Annotated in this window: 13 protein-coding genes and 1 pseudogene; 8 read left to right on the plus strand and 6 right to left on the minus strand. The window is 63.2% G+C overall.

Annotation, left to right across the window (positions count from 1 at the left end; genetic code table 11):
- The first annotated feature begins 126 nt into the window (after window positions 1-126).
- Together istA and istB are read left to right on the plus strand one after the other, a co-directional pair.
- On the plus strand, window positions 127-1,341 hold the full coding sequence (istA, locus tag AB0K73_RS00005; protein ID WP_360511243.1) for an IS21 family transposase: 1,215 nt from the start codon (window positions 127-129) through the stop codon (window positions 1,339-1,341).
- Complete coding sequence (gene istB / locus AB0K73_RS00010) at window positions 1,341-2,132, plus strand: IS21-like element helper ATPase IstB (protein ID WP_360511242.1); 792 nt, start codon at window positions 1,341-1,343, stop codon at window positions 2,130-2,132. The genes istA and istB overlap by 1 nt, the downstream gene beginning before the upstream one ends.
- Before the next feature lie 471 nt (window positions 2,133-2,603).
- On the opposite strand, the gene AB0K73_RS00015 is transcribed toward istB, so the two are convergent.
- The 4 genes from AB0K73_RS00015 to AB0K73_RS00030 all read right to left on the minus strand — a co-directional run bounded on the left by AB0K73_RS00015 (window position 2,604) and on the right by AB0K73_RS00030 (window position 7,714).
- Window positions 2,604-3,620, minus strand: coding sequence for a DUF3883 domain-containing protein (locus AB0K73_RS00015; RefSeq protein WP_360511241.1), 1,017 nt, complete (start codon window positions 3,618-3,620; stop codon window positions 2,604-2,606).
- Window positions 3,621-3,645: 25 nt separating this feature from the next.
- On the minus strand, window positions 3,646-5,349 hold the full coding sequence (locus AB0K73_RS00020) for a DEAD/DEAH box helicase (RefSeq protein WP_364774732.1): 1,704 nt from the start codon (window positions 5,347-5,349) through the stop codon (window positions 3,646-3,648).
- A gap of 173 nt (window positions 5,350-5,522) precedes the next feature.
- Entirely contained in the window at window positions 5,523-6,854 is a 1,332-nt protein-coding gene (locus AB0K73_RS00025; protein WP_360511239.1) for a ParB/RepB/Spo0J family partition protein, read from the minus strand.
- A 5-nt stretch (window positions 6,855-6,859) separates the two neighbouring features.
- Window positions 6,860-7,714: a hypothetical protein gene (locus AB0K73_RS00030; RefSeq protein ID WP_360511238.1), complete on the minus strand. Its 855-nt coding sequence runs from the start codon at window positions 7,712-7,714 to the stop codon at window positions 6,860-6,862.
- A gap of 259 nt (window positions 7,715-7,973) precedes the next feature.
- Here AB0K73_RS00030 and AB0K73_RS00035 point away from each other — a divergent pair, with 259 nt between their 5' ends.
- The 6 genes from AB0K73_RS00035 to AB0K73_RS00060 all read left to right on the plus strand — a co-directional run bounded on the left by AB0K73_RS00035 (window position 7,974) and on the right by AB0K73_RS00060 (window position 13,653).
- The gene (locus AB0K73_RS00035; protein WP_360511237.1) at window positions 7,974-8,402 is read left to right on the plus strand and encodes a very short patch repair endonuclease; all 429 of its coding nucleotides are present in this window, start codon (window positions 7,974-7,976) and stop codon (window positions 8,400-8,402) included.
- 110 nt (window positions 8,403-8,512) lie between these two features.
- Window positions 8,513-9,673, plus strand: coding sequence for a DNA cytosine methyltransferase (locus tag AB0K73_RS00040; RefSeq protein ID WP_360511236.1), 1,161 nt, complete (start codon window positions 8,513-8,515; stop codon window positions 9,671-9,673).
- A gap of 103 nt (window positions 9,674-9,776) precedes the next feature.
- Window positions 9,777-10,475: a GIY-YIG nuclease family protein gene (locus AB0K73_RS00045; protein ID WP_360511235.1), complete on the plus strand. Its 699-nt coding sequence runs from the start codon at window positions 9,777-9,779 to the stop codon at window positions 10,473-10,475.
- A complete protein-coding gene (locus AB0K73_RS00050; RefSeq protein WP_360511234.1) occupies window positions 10,472-10,666 on the plus strand; it encodes a hypothetical protein in 195 nt (64 codons plus the stop codon). The genes AB0K73_RS00045 and AB0K73_RS00050 overlap by 4 nt, the downstream gene beginning before the upstream one ends.
- A 277-nt stretch (window positions 10,667-10,943) precedes the next feature.
- Window positions 10,944-12,689 carry a hypothetical protein gene (locus AB0K73_RS00055; protein WP_360511233.1) on the plus strand — a complete coding sequence of 582 codons (1,746 nt, stop codon included), beginning with the start codon at window positions 10,944-10,946 and terminating at the stop codon, window positions 12,687-12,689.
- 25 nt (window positions 12,690-12,714) lie between these two features.
- Window positions 12,715-13,653 carry a hypothetical protein gene (locus tag AB0K73_RS00060; protein ID WP_360511232.1) on the plus strand — a complete coding sequence of 313 codons (939 nt, stop codon included), beginning with the start codon at window positions 12,715-12,717 and terminating at the stop codon, window positions 13,651-13,653.
- A 320-nt stretch (window positions 13,654-13,973) separates the two neighbouring features.
- Here the strand turns inward: AB0K73_RS00060 and AB0K73_RS00065 are convergent.
- Window positions 13,974-14,342 (minus strand): annotated as a pseudogene (locus tag AB0K73_RS00065) (RtcB family protein); the annotation flags it as partial.
- A 180-nt stretch (window positions 14,343-14,522) separates the two neighbouring features.
- Window positions 14,523-17,036: a DUF4268 domain-containing protein gene (locus AB0K73_RS00070; protein ID WP_360511231.1), complete on the minus strand. Its 2,514-nt coding sequence runs from the start codon at window positions 17,034-17,036 to the stop codon at window positions 14,523-14,525.
- Between the last annotated feature and the right edge of the window lie 12 nt (window positions 17,037-17,048).

The following is a 17,048-nucleotide window of genomic DNA, read 5'->3' on the forward strand; positions in this document are numbered from 1 at the left end:
TCGGCCTGCGACCCGGCCCTTTCCGAACACGACGAGAAGACATACGAGAACCCCTTTCGGATGGTCCTCGTTGCGACCGTCACTGGAAACCACCCGGTCGAAAAGTGAACACTCAACGATTGGAGAGTGATCACTTTGGAGGACTGGGCGTTGATCCGGCGGCTGGTGAAGGATGGGGTGCCGAAGGCGCGTATCGCTGAGCGTTTGGGGATCTCACGGACCACGGTCGTGAAGGCCGCGGCGTCGGATGCGCCGCCGCGGTACGAGCGGAAGCCGGCGGCTTCGACCTCGTTCACGCCGTACGAGGATCGGGTGCGGCAGTTGCTGAGGGCGACGCCGGACATGCCGGCGACGGTGCTCGCGGAACGAGTCGGCTGGGAGGGGTCGATCACGTGGTTTCGTGAGAACGTGCGCCGGCTGCGACCCGAGGTGCGGCCGCAGGATCCTGCGGACAGGTTGTCGTGGGAGCCTGGCGATGCGGCACAGTGCGATCTGTGGTTCCCGCCGCGGAAAATCCCGCTTGAGGACGGGTCGCGGGTGCTGTTGCCGGTGCTGGTGATCACTGCGGCGCACTCGAGGAGCATGGCCGGTCGGATGATCCCGACGCGGAAGACCGAGGATCTGCTGCTTGGGTCGTGGGAGTTGATCCAACAGTTCGGTCGGGTACCGCGGCGGCTGATCTGGGACAACGAGCCGGGCATCGGTCGGGGTCAGCGGCGCGCTGCCGGGGTGACGGAGTTCGCGGGGACGCTTGCGACGAAGATTGTGCAGCTCAGACCGCGGGACCCGGAGTCCAAGGGCATCGTCGAGCGACGCAACGGGTACTTCGAGACGTCGTTCATGCCGGGCCGTTCGTTCGTTTCCCCTGCGGACTTCAATGCGCAGTTCACCGACTGGCTGGCTATCGCGAACCAGCGGGTCGTGCGCACGATCAAAGCCCGCCCGGTCGATCTCATCGATGCCGACCGGGCGGGCATGCTGCCGCTGCCACCGGTGGTGCTGCATCTGGGGTGGCGTAACCAGGTGCGACTGGGGCGGGATTACTACGTCAGGGTTGATAGCAGCGACTACTCGGTCAGCCCCGCCGCGATCGGCCGGGTCGTCGATGTCACGGCCGACCTGGACCGGGTTCGTATCCGGATGGGCGGGCGGATTGTGGCCGAGCACCAGCGAGTATGGGCGCGCGGGCTCACCGTCACCGACCCGTCCCACGTGGAAGAAGCCGCGGTGCTGCGCCGCCAGTTCCAGCAGCCCCGAACCCTCGCAGCTGTTGATGACGGGCTGGGTCGGGATCTGGCCGACTACGACCGGGCGTTCGGGTTGAACGGGGTGGGCGCCTGATGGGCACGTCGAAAGCACCGTCCGAGGCGGTCAAGCAGATCCACTACCTCGCTGCTGCGCTCAAAGCGCCACGGATCACCGAGGCCTCAGCCCGGTTGGCCGACCACGCCCGCGACGCCGGGTGGACCCACGAGGAGTACCTCGCTGCCGTGCTCGAGCGGGAGGTCGCCGCCCGGAACGCGTCCGGCGCTGAGCTACGGGTCCGCGCCGCTGGGTTCCCGGCGCGGAAGACGCTGGAGGACTTCGATTGGGATGCACAGCCTGCCGTTCGTCAGCAGATCGGCGCCCTGGCATCGGGAGCGTTCCTTACCGAGGGGCGCAATGTCGTGCTCCTTGGCCCGCCCGGTACGGGCAAGACGCACCTGGCCACCGGGTTGGGTATCAACGCGGCACGGCACGGTCACCGGGTGTTCGCGACCGCGACCGATTGGGTCACCCGCCTGTCCGACGTGCACCGTGTGGGCCGGCTGGCGCAGGAACTCGCGAAACTGCGCCGGTACGCGCTGATCATCGTCGATGAAGTCGGCTACCTCCCGTTCGAGCAAGACGCCGCGAACCTGTTCTTCCAGCTGGTGTCGTCCCGCTACGAGCACGCTTCGCTGATCCTGACCAGCAACCTGCCATTCAGCGGGTGGGGCGGAGTGTTCGGCGATCAAGTCGTCGCCGCCGCGATGATCGACCGCATCGTCCACCACGCCGACGTCCTCGCACTCAAGGGCGCCAGCTATCGGCTACGCGACCGCGGCATCGACACCCTGCCCAGCATCAGAGCCGAACAGGACCACGGCTAGACTGCCCGCGACCGTTCACTTTTCGACCGCCGCAAGCGTCCAGAATTCGTGCGTCGTCGACAGCGAGGTCGAACTTAACCCGAAGTTTCAACGAGGTAGCGTCTGGTCTACACCGGCAAAGTCGTACCTGATCGACTCGATACTGAACGGGTATCCGATTCCCAAACTCCTCTTTCGAACCACCGTGGATCGCGACACTCGTCGGACCCTGCGGATGTTGTCGACGGGCAGCAACGACTTCGGACCATATTCCAGTTCGCGGACAACCGCCTCACGCTCGGTCGAAAGTCACCCGACTTCGAAGGCAAGACCTACAAGACGCTTGAACCAGGAGATCAAGACACCTTCTTGAACTACAAACTCACGTGCGAGCAACTCCTGGGGGCGGGTCTGCTGCACGGATAGGTGACTCTTGTAGTCACGCAGCCAGTGCGGCTGGCGTGTTCATGAGGGCCTCGAACTCTGTCGGAGTCAAACGGCCGAGGCGGGGCTGCCGGCCGAGGCGGTGGTTGCGCCGATCCGCGTACCGCGGAACGGTTCAGCAGCGCTCAGCACGCTTCGGTCAGCTAGGTCGCTTTCGTACAGTTCCAGCGCTTCGAGTCCCAACGTATAGATACTGGGCAGGCGGAGGCTGGCCGGGATTCTGATGCTGCTCGGGACCCATGCACGGGGTGAAGGGGAGACGAGAGCGCTCTTTTCCCACTGGAAGTGATCTGTGTCAGGTGGAACTAAGCTCACGACCTCGGCTGATGGCAATTCTCGAATGCTCGAGATATGGTCTGCCGTAACATACTCTGCGACCAATGCGGCCCCCGCGAACTCGACCTGCACGAGGGTCCACTCAGATGCGAAAGCGCGGCACTTCTCAAACTCGTTTCGGCTGAGATGGAAAGCGCTCGCGGTCACCTCCGTGCATCCCTTCACCTCCCACCGTCGAACCCCAGTGCCGTGGGCGCTTTCGACGTCATACCCGAACCGGTCCGAGATGGCGGACACGTGAATCGCAGACCCATCACCGCCTGTCAGTGCAGCAAATACTGCAAGCTCAGCCGCCCTCCCGATCCCCAGGGCCAGGGTGTCCGTGTGAGGCGCCTTTGGTGGTGCCGCGTTGAGGAGCAACTGCTCCAGATCCGGCCGCAACCATTCCAAGGCTTCCATATCCGCCGACGGTATGACCTCGTAGTGCACTTGACGGTCGACAACAGCAATCGGCAGCCATGGTGGCGGGTCAACCTCGAGGAGTAACGCGGCGATCGCAAGTAGCGTCTGCCGATCAGCGCGAGCCGACACGGCCTTGAGTCGTGTCCTTGGATCGATGCCTGCGGCGGACGACACCAGACCTTCCCTGATCAGGAATCTGGCCGTCGGCTCGTGATCGAGTGCCGCGGCCAGGAACGCACTCTTGGCCCGAGCTGCACCAACCCATGTCGCCACGTCGGGCTGACGACCATATCGTACGGCATTGGCCAGGAGGAAGACGCTTGTCACTGCACCGTGCGTCGGTAGCATGCGCCTACCCAGACCCTAGATGGTTCAGGATCGCGACCGTGTCGTCAATCTCGGTGGGCGGCTCTTCGTGATCCTCGTCACTCTCAGGCAAGGCGACCCGCACTAAGCCGGGATCGTTCATCAGCGCGGCAAGGGACCTCACTTTGTCTCGGAGGCGGTCATCGACGACGGCGTCGATTGAACCCTCGCTGATCAGCACGGTGAAACGCGTCTCGACGTCCGGGGCAAGCCCAAGCCGGTGAATGCGGTCCTGGCTTTGGAGGAAATGGCCGGCGTTGAAGGTGCGATCGAGGTAGATCGCATGGTGGCACCAGTGATGGAGGCTGATGCCCTCACCGGCCGCTGCAGGGTTGGCGAGCAACACTGCGCACGAGGGATCATTTCGGAAGCGCTCCAGTTCAGCCTCCCTTGTAACGACTCCAGGCGAGGCCGAGTCCTCCGAAGGCACTCCACCATGAATGAGCGCCGGGCTGAACTGTCTCAGTTCACGAGACAGGGCGCGTAGGTTGCGCACGAAAGTCGACCAAACCAAGACCTTCTCGCCACGACGCGCAGCATCCGCAACAGCCTCGATGACGTAGTCGTACTTCCAGGGGCGCTCATACTGGCCGTAGTCCCGCAGTAGCTTGCCCAACGGCTCATGTCCCGTGATTTCGATAGGCGGGTGCGCGAATCCGTCCTCGTCAGCGCGGTCCGATCCCGCCACGATGAGCGCGGGGTTCGCAGCTGCCTCGAGCAAGTACATGACAATGCGTCCCAGCTTGTCGAACTGACGCCTGGAGTCGGTCGAAAGCTGAAACGTGCCGCGATATCGGCCGACGAGAGCGGCATAAATCGCCGACTGGATAGCGCCCATAGGCCGCTCGATAATGTCCCACTTCGGGTCCGGGATCCCGAGTTCGGACTTCGGGGTGCGCGCGAAATACTGGTGGATCGCCTCACTGGTCTGACGTACAACCTCCGGATCGCGCCCCATCGATTCATTGAAGACGTCGGCCGGCAGAATCGCGCGATCTTGCCCAGGATATAGGAAGCGCATGAGCGCGATCAGGTCGCCTGCACCCTGGGGAGCGGGTGTGCCGGTCAGGACATCACGGCGGCGTGCGGCATAGGCGAGGTCCAGCACGGCACGGCCGTGTACTCCCGCCGCGCCGCGCTTCACCCGATGCGCCTCGTCGAGCACGACCTGCGTCGGCGCGGCGTCAACGAATCCACGGATTCGCTCATAGTCACTGGCGACCCTGTGGTAATTCGTCAGTAGCAGCTGGGTGTCTCGCGGGATAACGGAATCAGGGCCGGTGTGAACTGTGATCTTGGGTGCGCTCTCCAAACACGCTGCCGAGTCAGTCTTCCACGCGTCGAACGCGGCGATCGGGCCGATCACAAGCATCCGCTCCACCGTCCCGCGGGCCCGCTGGAGGACGAAGTTCGCCAGCGCAACTGTGGTCTTGCCTGCACCAGGAACCGAGAAGTCGGCGCCATGAGGCAGGCGGAGGATCTTTTCCAGGTTGCGGATTTGGAACGGCTTCAGGGTGCGGACGAAGCCGTTCGCAGCGAGTTCGTCTGCCAGTTCATCCGCGGACTGCGTCGGGCCTGCCGCGACCGCGTGCTCGCGAGCCTTTCGGTCTCCTGCGAGTGTCCTCAGCTCCTCCCGAATGCGCGAGCCGAAATCCAGGCGCTCGCCGAAGAGGGTCTGGGCCTCACGCACGCCCGCCAACTCAGCGTAGAAGACCTCGGCGCGGACCTCCAAGGAGGCCGCACTGCCACCTGTGGTGCCACGGGACAGTAGCGACTGCAGGTGCGCCCAAGCGCCTCCTCGAGATCCGGGCTGTAGCGTCAGGAAGACGGTCGGCCGTGTCCGATCGCCGAGTTCGATCGAGATCACGCGTTGCCCAAGTGCCTATCGACGAGCCCCTTGAGGTGCCGCACCCGATCGACCACAGCGGATTCGTCAAACTCGCTGAACGTGCGCGCCTTCGGTAGCGCGGCCAAGGCACGTTCGAGCTCGTCGATCGCATTGTTCACCCGAGTCAGCGGCGCCGACTGCGCCTCCTGGTCCTTCTGGTCTTCCTTGGCTTCATCGGCGGCCGCCGTGATCGCGCTCTGAAGCGAGCCGAACAAGTCCTGGACATCTACCGTTCGGCCGCCGTCGAGGATCACGGCCTCATCGGGCGCCTTTGTCGCAAGCAGCGTGAGGACTGGCGTGATCGGACCGGGCTGTGACTCTGCACCAAGTATCTCGTCGAGAATGTCCGACTCGAAGTCGGGATCGAAATGAGCGCGGGCGGCCGGGAGCAGCGGCTTCAGGGAAGGGTCGTTCTCGATTTCTTTCTGGACCAGTGCGGCGGCGTCCGGCCGCCGAAGGAGCCTGAGCTTCCGGTAGGGCACCCCTGCGAGTGTCCCCAGGAAGTAGACCGACCTGACCGCTTCTGCCTCTGCGGGCTGCTTGTTCTTGATGTGCTTTGCGAGCTCGTCGAACGCTGCCTCATTGTCATTGAAGTCAATGTGCTGCCGGGCTCCGCCGGACAGGTCGACGAGCTGATGCACCTGCTGGAGCTTGTCGTAAAGGGACTGAACGTCCGCCCTGGATCGGTGCATTCTCTTGGCAACTCGCGCGAAATCTTTGTTCTCCCGCTCAAAGAGCTCTTCGATGAGGAACGCCTCATTGATCCAGCCATACTCCTGTTTGAAGTCGCGGGCGATCTGGAGTTCGGTCTCGAGGTCGATGAGTTCCGCAGCCGTTGCGTCTGCGGGGAGGACGAGGCACTTCACGTAGCGGGCGTTTGGATGGTTGTCCTCCAAGTAGAGACTTCGGAGCGCTGCAGAGCGACGGTTCCCGTTGATTAGTACGCCGTCGGCAGACACGATCGCCGGCTCCTGTTGGCCCCTTTCGCTCAGGTCCTGCTTGAGGTCGCCGAATCCATACTGGTCGTGGAGGATCTTGTACTGGGCGGCTTGCGCTTTGGGTCCCAGGGGGTCTTGGGTGAAGAGACCATTGTCACCCATGCGGGATACCGCGGCGCGCTGTTCGCCGCGTGTGCGGTGGTTGAGGGTGGAGAACCGCACCCAGTCCACCTCGAGCTCGACGAGACTCAGCTCCTTTGCGGCACGTGGCCAAGCTGGCACCGGGACTTTTCCCATGACATCGCGCGCCTTGAGGAACTCTGCGCGTTCTAAGTCGAGGACGGAATTGGTCTGGGGTTCGATGGTCAACCTATTCAGCTCCTGTAGGTGGAGGAGCGACCTGCTCCAAATCGTGTCGCGACGGTTGTGCGGATTACGCCGTTGTCCTTCCGTTGAAAGCCGACGAACCCAGTGAACGTATCAGCCTCGGCCGCCTTGATGTCGAATGCCTGGAGCAGGACCGCGGGAAACTTCACGTGGCGGCTCCCAGTCCAGTTCCAGGCGTTCGCATCCTTCTGACGTTCGGGCATCGTGTAGATGCACGGCGCTGGGACAAGCTGGCCGTCGATCTCGGCCGCCCTTTCCTGTTTTGGGCATGGCCGCTGGGCTGTGCCGCACAGATCGTTGTGGAATATCACACCTGACAACACCCGGCCGTCGGGCTCAGCGAAGAATTTGCCCCGCAGTCGATTGACTCCCTTGATGATGTGTTCGCCAGGGTGTGCTTTTAGGCTCGGGCACAACCACCAAAGGTAGGTCTCCTGGGCCCAGTCGGGGACCGTCCAGCGGACGCTGCTGTGGGCACCATCAGGACATCCCTTCTGGATGATGGCGACTGCGCCGATGGACGGCACGTTCAGTCGGTAGACCGTGTCGTCGCCGTAGTCCGGCTTTGTGACACTTGTAGCAAGGCCACGGTCGACCACGTGGGTAAGCACACTCAGCAGGAATTGCCGTCGGTCCGCATTGCTGGCGCTCATGCTGCCGCGGACGGATTCAATCGCCGAGGGCAAGGCCGAGGTGAACTCGTTCGGTGAGATCCCGTAGCGCGCAAGCACGTCAGGGTGACTTGCCAACGATTTAATGACTGCGGCCGCCCGATCGACCGTGGCGGCGGGCGGCGCACCGATGTGTCTGCACGGTGCTGCGGCGTCTGCTGCGGTCGTCATATCGCTGCCCTCGCAGTGCGCAACGTCATCATCTCGTGCGCTCCCGATCTTTCCACAGGCCCCATCATGGCGGGGCTCCGCCGCTAAATGGAAGGATATCAACGCCGTCCGACACGTTCGGAATCTACATCCGGCCGAGACGAACTTGCGATGACGCCGTACGTGCGTGCCACGGGCCGGCCGGCACACGAACCGCCGTATCCAAGAGCGGCAGGGCCAGTGCGCCGACAGCAGGTCACACCCCCCGTAGGCTTGCGGTATGTCCGAATCGTGGGCCTCGAGCGAACATTCACGACGGGCGATGCAAGCCAATCGATCGCGCGACACCGGGCCCGAACTTGCAGTGCGGCAGCTCTTGCACGCCCGCGGTCTTCGGTATCGCGTCGACGTGCGCCCACTCCTCACACTCCGGCGGAAGGCCGACATAGTGTTCACACGCGCCCAGGTGGCCGTCTTCATCGACGGCTGTTTCTGGCACGGCTGCTCGGAACACTTTGTGATGCCCAAAGCGAACGCCCGGTACTGGGAGGGGAAGATCAACCGCAATCGACAGCGAGACGCAGAGACTGACTTGCGTCTTGCCCAGGCCGGCTGGGCGGCGCTCCGCTATTGGGAGCATGAACCGCCTGCGGAGGTCGCGGCCGCGATAGAGGAAGCAGTCCGCGTCGCACGTCTCCGTAGACGCTGAGGGGTTTCGCCCTGACGTCGGTGGCTGCTGCGATGCTGGCACCCATGACCCTCGACAGCGCAATGCGTGTCCCTGGCGCCCCAGACTGCCCGACCAGTTACGGTGAGAGCGTGAGCAACATCATCCCGCTTCGCCCACATCCGCAGGTTCTCGAGTTCTTTGCAGGGGTGGGACTGGCCCGGCTCGGACTGGAGCGTGCAGGCTTCGAGGTGGTCTGGTCGAACGACTACGAGCCTGACAAGCACGCGATGTACGAAGCCCACTTCCAGGATGGCCCGCAGCACACCTACGTCGTCAGCGATATCGGCAAGGTGAAGCCTGAGGAGCTTCCCCAAGGCGCACGACTGGCGTGGGCGTCCTCACCCTGCACAGACCTCTCGCTCGCCGGAACTCGATCTGGCCTTGCCGGACGCGAGTCCAGCACCTTCTGGCTGTGGATCGACCTCCTTCGAGGTATGAGGGACGAGGCACCCGATGTTGCCGTGCTGGAGAACGTGACCGGCCTTGCTACGTCGCATGGTGGAGACGATCTCAGAGCAGCCATACGTGGGCTCAACAGCCTGGGCTATTCAGTTGACATCCTCGCGTTAGATGCTCGCAGATTCGTTCCGCAATCGCGCCCCCGCATGTTCCTCGTCGGCGCGAAGAACCCTCCGAAGAACAGCGACGACGGACGCTCGGAGCTGCGCCCCGATTGGGCTCAGAACTTCTATGGAGACGACAGCCTCCGCATGCACAAGGCTCGGCTTCCCGCGCCGCCGCCCTTCCGCACGTCGGGTTTCGGAGAGTTGGTTGAGGAGATGCCCACTGCAGATGAACGGTGGTGGGATGCCGATCGGACTGAAGCCTTCGTGCGCTCACTCTCCCCAATGCAGCGCGACCGGCTGAGCGAGTTGCGACGCAGTCCAGGTGTCAAGTTTCGGACTGCTTATCGTCGCACACGGCATGGAGTTGCCGTATGGGAGGTTCGCGCCGACGACGTGTCTGGATGCCTGCGAACTGCGCGAGGAGGCTCCTCCAAGCAGGCGGTCGTGCGTATCGGTAACAAACGCCTCCAGGTTCGCTGGATGACCCCGCTGGAGTACGCGCGGCTGATGGGCGCGGGCGATTTCAATCTCGAAGGTGCTCGGACGAATCAGGCGCTCTTTGCGTTCGGAGACGCTGTCGCCGTTCCTGCTGTTGAGTGGCTGGCCAAGGAGTATCTGCACCCGCTCGTAACCGGCAAGCTCGGCTCCGAAGAGCCGGTCAGTCTGAAGAGCAGTGTCCAGTAGGTGGTCTTCGCAGCCGGACCTGCGCGTCTCACGGCCATCGCGAGCCGCGCTCCCGGCGGATGATGTCCGACGCTTCCGCAAGAGCCTGCGCGACTTTCTAGACATGTCGGACGACTCCGGGCGCAAGTGGGCTGATGCAACCTGGGGCGTCTACGCGTTCTATGACTACGACGGCGAGCCGATCTACGTCGGTCAAACGAACGAGAAGTTGCGAACTCGCATCCGTCGCCACCTGACCAATCAGCGAACCGACGCCGTGGCAATGCGCATCCTGGACGTGTTCGAAGTCGCTGAGATCGAGATTTTCCCAGTGTGGGAGTTGGAGGGCATTCCGCGGAGCAGCCAGGAGGCGAAGCGCCGCCTCAACGCCCTTGAGTACAGCGCCTACTTGCGCGCGATCGACAACTCACGCTTCAAGGCGATCCTCAATGAGAAGATCCCGCCGGTGTCCGCTCGCGTCGACCTCCCGGAGTCCTTGCGGCGCGATCTCATCGACCCCGAGACCCGCGCGGAGCGGGGTCATCCAGACATCCGGATCGGTCGTCGGGCTGAGACGGTGGCTCGGCTCGCCGCAGTCGCACGTGAACGCGGCGAGGTCTCAGACGGACTTCGCCGGGTCATCGTGATTCAGGCGGTTCGATTGGCCTATCTATCCGCGGCCAGGCTCGCAGAGGTCGAGGGCAGGGCAGCTCCTGACCCCGCTGCCGCCTTCAACATCGAAGCTCTGGTCGGGTCAGTGCTCTACGAGCATGATGGCACGATCGCAGAGGGCAGTGACGACGAGGAGGTGCCAGACGCGTGACGCTCCCAGACGGCAACCTGGTGCATGGCACGACCAATGTGTACGGTAACCACGGCTGCCGCTGCGAAGCTTGCAAAGAAGCGCACCGCCGGAACCACAACGACTTTATGCGCCGCGTGCGCGAAAGCGGGGAACTCGCGGCACCCGACAAGAAGCACGACACCGCCTACCGATATGACCTTGCGTGTTGATGCGATCCATGTGAAACCGCTCACAATGAGAAGTCCCGAGCGACTAAGGCCCGTCTACACGCCCGACACGACCAGCCCCCGTCAACCGGCACTTAGCAGCCGCCCTTCACTTCTCTCGAAGTGATACTGCATGGGTATGCCCGCGAGCGTGACACCGAGTGTCGTCTCATCAGCAACTGAATCCGCGGCTGCGAGCCGGCCTCGCCGGTGACTTCCCGCTCGTGTCGGAAGACGTCCCTACGATGAAGCAGAGACGTACTCGTGGGGGAAGGCACCTATGGCACTGGGATACCGCACCATCCTGACGGCGGACCCCACCGAGGACAACCTCAACGGCATCATCAAAGCTTTCAGCGGCTGGATCACCGGCAAGAAGGGCTACTCCGAGCTTCCTTCTTCCGGATCCCTCACACACCTTTCCGGCGCGACCCTCACCGCCGCCAGCTACGCCAGCGACGACGGCACCGTCAGCGCAAAGCGCTGGACCATCATCGAAGACTGGGCACCGCCGAAGTGGTACGACAATCCCGAGACCTCACGCACCGGTGTCACCAACGTGACTCTCGCTCTGGCCGAGCACCTGCTGTGGCTCTGGGTAGATGTCGAGCCGCCCACCCTCATCTGGACCAATACGAACGGCCGCGAGGTCGAAGAAGTGCAGATGAGTGGGCGCCCCACCTTCGTGCAGGACATCCTCAACACCGTCAACATGAGCGACGGAGCCGCTGAACCGCTGTCAGAGTTCCAGGTGATCGCGAGCCAAGGCCACGTCGATGAGTTGGCTCGAATCCTGTCCGACTCGGAGCGCATGGGCGCGGTCTTCGTCACTGCGACCCCGGACGGTACTGACTCTAATGAGTGGGCCGACAAAATCACGAAGCTTGCCGGGCAGATCCAGGGAATGGGCATCGGTTACACGCTCACCCCGGAAGCTCGCGTCATCTTCAACCGCCAGCACGGAGGAGCTGGTCACTGGGTCTCACCCGGAGCCATGCGCACATTCCTTCCCGGTGTGGACCTCTCCGACAGGCAGGACGCTTTCAAGCACCGCCTCCTGCACGCCTCGACCCTGCGCGATTCCACGGAAGCTCGTATCCGACGTATCCTGCGCAACGCTCAACTGAAGCGCCTGAACGCGCTCCGCATTCCGGACGCTCTGCGCGAGGTCGATTTCGAGTTCCTGCGCAAGGAACGGCTGCAACCGTTCGCGGTTCTCCACGAGCCGGTCTCTACAGATTCGCCCTCTGAAGATGAGGCGACAGTCTGGCGAGCCCTCGCCGAGCTCGCAGAAAGCGAAGTCAAGAAAGGCCTCACCGAGAACAAGGAACTCGCTCGACGCGCATCGTTGGCTGAAAGCCTCCTCGAAGAGGTTCAAGCTGAAAACGACGTGCAGTATGCCCAACTCACTGCCGCTCGTGAGGAGGCTGCATTCCTCACTCGCCAAGTGGACTACCTGCGCCGTGAACTCACCGACCTCGGCGGCGAAGGAGCCGCCTCAGCATGGTCGTTCGTCGATGAGGAAGTTCCCAAGACTTACCCCGATACCTTCGCTGAGTTGCTTGATCGTGTGGATGGACTGTCCGGCGTCAAATTCACTGGAGACATTGAGGATGCCCTTGAGCTGGATGAGCACACCGTTCTCGGCCAAGCAGCGGTGATGAAGACTTGGGATGCGCTTCTGACCTTCGATAATTACTCCCGTGCTCGACACGATGGTGCGTTCGATCACTCCCTGAGCAACTTCATCACCCATCAGAATCACGGCCACCGGGTGCAGATCGGCAAGATCGTCTGGACCGAAGGCGAGACGGTCAAGAACAACGACAAGTACCGTGCCCAGCGGATGTTGCCTGTCGATAGGAAAGTCGACCCCTCTGGTAAGACGCTCATGGTGGCTCACCTCAAGTTGTCGAACCTCACCGGCGTGGCTCCACGGCTCTACTTCAAGGACACCTATTCCGACGTCGGCTATGTGACCGTGGGCTACCTGGGCTCGCACATGGACAACACCCTCACGAACTGACCGAAGGGAAGCGGATCGCGAACTCATGAGCCACTGGCAATCCCCGACGCCTGAGTTCAGCGCCCGGCTTGAAGAACTCTCAACTCTGTTCCTAGAATGCCGCGATGCTTTCCACGAGACGGCGGACAACTACCACTGGACTCCCGCTCCAGGATCTGCCGCTGCCGAGGATGCCGCCGTGCTCCCGTCGCCTGACTCGCTCGTTCCCGAACCAAACGGGGAGACCGGCCATCGGCTGCTAGCTGAGGTTGTTCAGATATTTCTCTACACTGCAAGTGGTCACCTCGGAGGCCTCGCAAGCCTCTATGCCAGCGGCGAGGTCCTGTTCTCACCACCGCTCCTCCTTCGCGCAATCATCGAGAACTGCGCTCACGCGGTATGGGTACTCGGGGAAGAAGGAGAACCGGCACAAGACCGTCTCGCTCGCTGCTACCTCGAAGAACTGAATAGCGCGGAGGAAGCCAAGAAGAACGCCGGTTACATGCACGGCAAGACACATGCGAGTTACGTGCACGCAGCAGGCAGATACACGCGACTCAAGAAGCAGATCCTCGCGAGATTTCCCGATGCGAGCAGGCAGGCGCTGGGAGAAGGAAGGCTCCACAATCAGGAGCTTCCGAGACTCGAAGAGTCGGTGAGGCTGATGTACTCCCTAACCGAGGCCGCTGGCGGCACCATCACTCAACTGCAAGCCTCAGGAATCTACGGCTTCCTGTCCAACATGACTCACCCGACCCTCTATCCGGCTCGACAGCGGCGCGCATGGTACAACGATCCCGAGCACGGCCACGAAGTCGCTTACCTCCACGTCGAGCTGGGCTCCATCGAAGAGGAGGCGCGAGCCGGGCTTGCAGCCTTCTACAACGCGCTCACCTACACAACTTCCTACTTCGGCTGGCCGACCACGATCATGGGGGCCCTCGAAGCGAACATCGAAGCAGTCATCCCCAAATTTTTCCAGTGAGGGTCGCAGTCCTCGAAGCAGCCGAACCAGTTACGGACGAGGTGGGCGCTCATGCCCACTTCCATTCTTGAGAAGTGATAGACATCGTCCCCACGTTTGAATAGATGACGCCCAGGATGACTTTGCTCGCGAGTCGCAGATCGCGCAACTCTCGGGAGGTCGGTGCCAGGAAGCGTCACGACAGAGTCGGCCGACACTCACTGTGCACCCCTGAACTGCGTGACATCCCAGCGTCATCTCACTCGACAATGGCGGCCGCGACCCGCACGCTCCCTCCGCGCGGACCGCAGCCCGAGGCATTCGCTCGCCCTTTGGTGCCGGTCCCGCCTAATGTTCACCACCTTCCGCAGCGTGTGCCGCACCCGCCCGAGCGACGCGGCATCCGCCATCACCCGGTCGATCGGCTTTTAGGCCTGCGGGATCTCGTCGATGAACGCATCGGTGTCGCGGAACTCGATGCCGGCCATCGCCTCCCGCAGCTGCTCGTGCGTGAACTCCCGCCGAGCCGCAGACCGCGAGTACGACCGCCCCGCGCCGTGCGGCGACGAGTTCAGCGACATCGGATGCCCCAGCCCTTCGACCACGTACGACGCCGTGCCCATCGAACCCGGGATGAGCCCCGGCCGACCCGCGTCGGCCTGGATCGCGCTCTTCCGCGACACCCACGCCCGCTTGCCGAAGTGCACCTCGCAGGATCTCAGCGTTGGTCTGCACGCTGTCGCGCGCAGCGCGGTGCACCCAGACAAAGAGGTGGTCGCGGGCGCAAGTTGTGGCGACGTACAGCAAGCGCCGGCGCTCCTCGTCACCCATCTGCTCGTCGAGCGGGAGGGCGTCCGCGATGTCGTGCGTCTGGATCGAGCCCGACAGGTCTACACGTACTGCGGAAACACCCGAGCGAAATCGTCGGCCTTCGCGACCAGCCATGACACCAGTTCCTCGGCGATCGTCTCGTCGCGGAAGTCCCCGTCGCGCAGGACCTGGATGCGGCTGGCCTTCCTGTCGGGCAGCTCGAGCCACTCGAGAGGGTAGCCCAGGTCGGCCTCGATCTCGGCGCGACGCTCGAGCAGTCGATGGAAGAGAGCCTTGTCGTCGCGGATTCGGAAGTCGACGAGCACGAGTCTGCTTTCCGAATTGACGACAAGCTCGATGTTCGCACCCTTGGTGCCGATCCAGAGGCTAAACCACATCTGGGGCAGCGGCTTGCCCCAGGAGCGGATGTGAGGCGAGTGGTCAGGGCCGTAGGCTTGGACCCGCTTCCAGAATTCCAATTGGTCGATGTTCAGCTGGGTCGGGCTGGAGGTGCTCGTGGGGCGGCGCCGCTGGTTGAGTAGCTCTTCGTCCACCTCGTACCCGGCAATCGCCGCGAGATCGAGCGCACCGATGAACTGCTCAGGTGCCGCCTTCCCGACCTCATCGAATACGACACCCTCGGCCTCGAGGACGGCGCGCGGGTCATCGGTGCGACCCGGTTCGAGCCAGCGGAACCCCGGCGACAGGGTTCCGCCAACTTGGAGCACCCGCCACGCGTTCGGGATCGGATGAGCGGCGAGCACTGCTGCGAGGGGCTGTGGGTGCGTGCCTACGACAAGCGCGACCTCGCCATAGGACGTCCACCGGCCGGTCGGGATCTCGGGGACCACCTTGGCGACCGCGCGGCGCAACTCCGATGGAGTGTCGTCGACGCCGACGAGGCTCTCGTCGGGACCCGGCCACAGTTCGATGATGCGCTCGGCGAGGTCAGCAGAGCGCGCCGCGATTTCATCAGGGCCCCATTTGGGTAGCTCGGCGATGATCTGGTTCATCCGCAGCCCGCTTGTAGCGAGCCACGTCTTCTTCATCTCGAACGGGCTGTTGCTCATCTCGCTGTTGTACCCGGAGAGCGTCAGGTTGCCGAGGGTGTGGACGATTCGTTCGTGTTCGTACGCGACATCCGCCCCCTCGTCGAGTACTTCCGCAAGTTCCTCGCGCACGTCATCGCTGAGCGTCTGTGGCAGCACGTGCTCGATCGTCAGATCCTCTGGTGAGACGACCTCCTTCTGCCGGTAGGACTCCTCGAGCCACTGCAGAATGAGCTTCTTCTGCACCGCCCTGCCCTGCCAGTAGAAGGCTACGGTGCCGACTGCGTCGCGCACCTGCGCATTCGAGGCGAAGTGCTTCCGACCGGTCGACAAATATCGACGCAAGGCCAAGCCTGCGTCTTCCGCGTCGGCGATGGCGCCAACGGCCTGCAAGAGGCTGCGGTTCAAGCCAGCTGTTGCCCGTCCGATCACGATGCGACGGACGAAATACGACTCGAGGTAGGTGAGCGCACTCACCACCTGCTCGGGCGTTGCCGCACCCGCGTCATGGCGAGCGAGGATGTTCATGACCACCGGGTATGCGGTCGCTGATCCCCATGCCTTGATGCGCACCAGGTGACGGCGGATCTCGGGATTGTTCTCACGGCGCGGGTCGAGGATCTTTGCCAGTACGTCGCCGAGCTTTGCGATGCGGGCGACTTCGGCTTCGACCTCGGCGGCGGTTCGCAGCCTGGATAGGCGCTTCTGCTGGCCGACGTAGGTATCTGACTGCTTGGCGCGCTCGTCCGTTTGCACCAGATCGAGCCAGAACAACAATTCAAGGCTCGCTGAATCGAGTTTCTTTTCCAGCGGCAGCCACACGCTGTCGTAGACGGGCTCGGCACGCTCGCCGAGACGCATGAAGAGATAATTCTTCAGCAGATCGCTCTGCGTGAGCTTCAGGCCGGTGTTGTTGAGGGACTCGAAGATCCGATGCGCGTTGTCACCCGGTTCAGCGGTGACTGCGACGACCGCGAGCCCACGGAGCACGGCGTTCTCGATGCCGGCGATGTCGTATGGGTCTTCGGGGTCGTCCGCCTCGGCGATCTTCGCCCGAAAGCGCCTGTAGGCGTCACCAATCTCGTCCTGTCCCCCGGCGCTTGGCGCAGCCCTGAGCACCGCCAAGTACGACGCCCGGTCGGCCTGCGTCGGCAGAAGCTTCGCTGGTACACCGTCCTCATACTTGTTGACGAGGTACTGCGCGTCGATGCGGTCGCGGTGCCCCTCCCCCTCGGTCTCGAGGAGGTGGTCACGAAGTGCGGCAAGCAGAAGGGTCAGCGTGGTGAGGCGTTGTTGACCATCCACGACGAGGAACGTCTGCAACCCGACGGCCGCATTGTCGGGGCTCGCAGCCAACACAAGTGACCCGATGAAGTGGGTCGCCGTCGGATCGGTCCTCCGGGTCTCGGCGATCGCGACAATGTCGTCCCAGAGTTGGTCGAGTTGCTTCGTGCGCCAGGAGTAGACACGCTGATAGAGCGGCACCTGGTACTGCTTCTTACCTTCGAGCACGCCCTCGAGGTCCGTCTCTTTCGCCTTGACCATGAGACCCTTTCT

Origin of the sequence: Agromyces sp. NPDC052230 (genome assembly GCF_040679595.1) — a bacterium.
Taxonomy (GTDB): Bacteria; Actinomycetota; Actinomycetes; order Actinomycetales; family Microbacteriaceae; genus Agromyces.

Bases quoted from the DNA above. Each gene is read 5' to 3' on its own strand.
- istB (WP_360511242.1), top strand. From the start codon at position 1,341: ATGGGCACGTCGAAAGCACCGTCCGAGGCGGTCAAGCAGATCCACTAC.
- AB0K73_RS00030 (WP_360511238.1), bottom strand. From the start codon at position 7,714: ATGACGACCGCAGCAGACGCCGCAGCACCGTGCAGACACATCGGTGCG.
- AB0K73_RS00035 (WP_360511237.1), top strand. From the start codon at position 7,974: ATGTCCGAATCGTGGGCCTCGAGCGAACATTCACGACGGGCGATGCAA.
- AB0K73_RS00045 (WP_360511235.1), top strand. From the start codon at position 9,777: ATGTCGGACGACTCCGGGCGCAAGTGGGCTGATGCAACCTGGGGCGTC.
- AB0K73_RS00055 (WP_360511233.1), top strand. From the start codon at position 10,944: ATGGCACTGGGATACCGCACCATCCTGACGGCGGACCCCACCGAGGAC.
- AB0K73_RS00060 (WP_360511232.1), top strand. From the start codon at position 12,715: ATGAGCCACTGGCAATCCCCGACGCCTGAGTTCAGCGCCCGGCTTGAA.
- AB0K73_RS00070 (WP_360511231.1), bottom strand. From the start codon at position 17,036: ATGGTCAAGGCGAAAGAGACGGACCTCGAGGGCGTGCTCGAAGGTAAG.